The organism is Streptomyces purpurogeneiscleroticus, from assembly GCF_020024005.1.
GTDB lineage: Bacteria > Actinomycetota > Actinomycetes > Streptomycetales > Streptomycetaceae > Streptomyces > Streptomyces purpurogeneiscleroticus.
Genome location: NZ_NHSG01000428.1, coordinates 1 through 2,516 on the forward strand (window position 1 = coordinate 1; position 2,516 = coordinate 2,516).

Here is a 2,516-nt window from a genome sequence, read left to right on the forward strand (position 1 = left end):
GGGCTGTATCTGTGAGGGAGCGGGCGGGACCGGCTGCGCGGCCCGCGCCTTTGGCGGTGCGGGTCGTGCCGGGGGCGGTGCGGCTCGCGCCTTCGGCGGCACGGCACGCGCCGGGGGCGGTGCGGCCCGTACGCGTGTCGGTGCGGGCCGGCCGCCTCACCGTTGGCGCCCCCGCGGCTTGAGCGGCACCGGCGGCAGGGCCGGGGCCGGCAGCGGCGGCCCGTCGTAGCCGTGCACCGTCCCGAAGCGCTCCCCCGCCATCCACGCCTCCCGCGCCGCCGCCACCTCCTCACCGCTGCGCGCGACGAAGTTCCACCACATGACGATCCGTTCCTCGAACGGCAGCCCGCCCAGCAGCATCAGGCTGCTGTGGACATCCGCGCGCACCGGCAGCTCGCCGCGCCCGCACCCGAGGTACAGCAGCGAGCCGGGCCCGAGCCGTACGCCGTCCACCTCGGTCTCCCCCTCGATCGTCAGCACGGCGTACTCGAAGTCGCTCTCCAGCGGCAGCCGTACGTGCGTCCCCGCGCCGATCGTGATGTCCGCGCCGACCAGCGGCGTGTGGATCGTGCCGGGCGACCGCGCGCCCGCCAGCTCCCCGAGAATCACGGTCGCGCTCAGCCCGCCGCCCCCGGTGATCACCGGCAGCTCGGCATGGTGTTCGAACGACGGCGCCTTCCCCCGGTGCTCGTTCGGCAGCGCGACCCACAGCTGCGCGCCGTGCAGTACCTGGGTGTGGTCGCGCGGCGACTCCTCCGAATGCGCGATCGCCCGGCCCGAGGTCATCAGGCCCAGCTCCCGCGGCCGTACGGTCTGCAGGGAGCCCAGGCTGTCACGGTGCAGCACCTCGCCCTCGCGCAGCCAGCTGACCGTCTGCAGCCCCATGTGCGGATGCGGCGGCACCTGCATCCCGGGCTCCCCGGCGATGTCGTCCGGACCGTAGTGGTCCACGAAGCACCACGCGCCCACCATCCTGCGGCCGAGGTTCGGCAGCAGTCTGCGGACCAGCGTGGACTCCCCCAGCGGAACCTGCTTGCCTGGCTGGACGTCACGGACCGGTCCGGTCCGGCCTCCGCCCCCGCAGAGACTGGCCGCGGGCTTGAGATCGAGGTTGCTCATGCGGTCACGATATGGCGGTCATGCGGGCAGCTCCCGCAGGCGTACGGACAGACACGTCACGCACCCCTCCAGCTTCTCGAACTCACCGATGTCGACGGGCACCGGCGTGTACCCGAGATCGGCGAACAACTCGGCGCTCTTCGGCGCACTGGCCGCCATCAGCAGTTTTCCACCGCCCAGCAGCACGACGTGGGAGCCGCTCTCCTCGGGCACGTCCAGGAACCGCGGGAAGAGTGCGCGCGCCTCGTCGTCGACGAGCGGCGGGTATCCGATGACGGTGCCGTCGGGAAGTGCGGTAACGGCCGACTTCAGGTGCAGTACCTTGCTGACCGGTACGGCGACGACCCGCGCCCCCAATGGCTCGAAAGCAGCCCGAATTTGGCGCACTCCGTCCCCATTGGTACGCCCGCCGCGACCCACGTACACCGTGTCGCCGATTTTCAGCACGTCCCCGCCGTCCAGCGTCCCGGGCGCGCGGACCCGGCCCACGAAGCAGCCGAGCGCCTCGACGGTCTCCGCGGCCGCCGCGGTCTCCGGCTTCCGCTCGTCCGCGCCGGGCCGCGCGATCAGCGCGGCGTTGCGGTACACCACCATGGTGTCCTCGACGAAGACGCCGTCCGGGCAGTCGTCGGCGGGCGGCACCTCGATGGTCTCCCAGCCGTGCGCCCGCAGCGTCCCGACGTACGTCTCCCACTGCCGCACCGCGAGCCCGGCATCCACCGGCCGCCGGTCGATATGCGTGACCAGCCCTTCTGCAAGCCGCGGACTCGGCCGACGAACAAGCGCCTTCCGACTGGCCATGACGCACCCACCTCCGGTTCCCGGCACGGAGCCCGTACCGGCTTACTGAACGACGAGTTAGCAGGGCCACCTTACGCGGGGAGGGCCGGAAACGCCGCCGACCGGCTCGCCCCTGTTGGCTCACGCCCTGCTGACCGGTGGGTTCTCATCCGTCCTGACCGGCCTGGTCATCGTCGCTGTCCTCGCCGTACGTGGCGCGCAGGGCCGTCACCGCGGCGGTCAGCGCGGCCTGGTGATCGAGGCCGAGCCGCTGCGCCCGCTGGGCAAAGGCCAGGGCGGCCTCCGCGGCCTGCTGGGCCCCCGCGTCCCCGGCAGCCGCGACGAACGTACCGTTACGCCCCCGGGTCTCGATCACCCCGTCACTCTCCAGCGCCCGGTACGCCTTGGCCACGGTGTTCGCGGCCAGCCCCAGCTCCCCCGCCAGCCCGCGCACCGTCGGCAACCGGAACCCGGCCGGCAGCCGCCCGCTCCGGGCCTGCTCGGCGATCTGGGTGCGAACCTGCTCGTACGGCGCGTCCGCCGCTTCCGGATCGACGACAAGCTGCAGAGGGTGCAGGGCCACGGTGACACTCCCGATAGAGCTGAGGGCTACAAAA

General features: G+C 72.7%; 3 protein-coding genes. All 3 read right to left on the reverse strand.

Features of this window, described 5'->3' with window-relative positions; all coding sequences use genetic code 11:
- Window positions 1–156: 156 nt before the first annotated feature.
- Window positions 157–1,119: a pirin family protein gene (locus CCS38_RS31615; RefSeq protein ID WP_223736756.1), complete on the reverse strand. Its 963-nt coding sequence runs from the start codon at window positions 1,117–1,119 to the stop codon at window positions 157–159.
- An 18-nt stretch (window positions 1,120–1,137) separates the two neighbouring features.
- Window positions 1,138–1,920, reverse strand: coding sequence for a dimethylargininase (gene ddaH / locus CCS38_RS31620; RefSeq protein WP_223736757.1), 783 nt, complete (start codon window positions 1,918–1,920; stop codon window positions 1,138–1,140).
- A gap of 145 nt (window positions 1,921–2,065) precedes the next feature.
- Window positions 2,066–2,482, reverse strand: a complete 417-nt coding sequence (locus CCS38_RS31625; RefSeq protein ID WP_223736758.1) for a GntR family transcriptional regulator — start codon at window positions 2,480–2,482, stop codon at window positions 2,066–2,068.
- Window positions 2,483–2,516 lie beyond the last annotated feature (34 nt).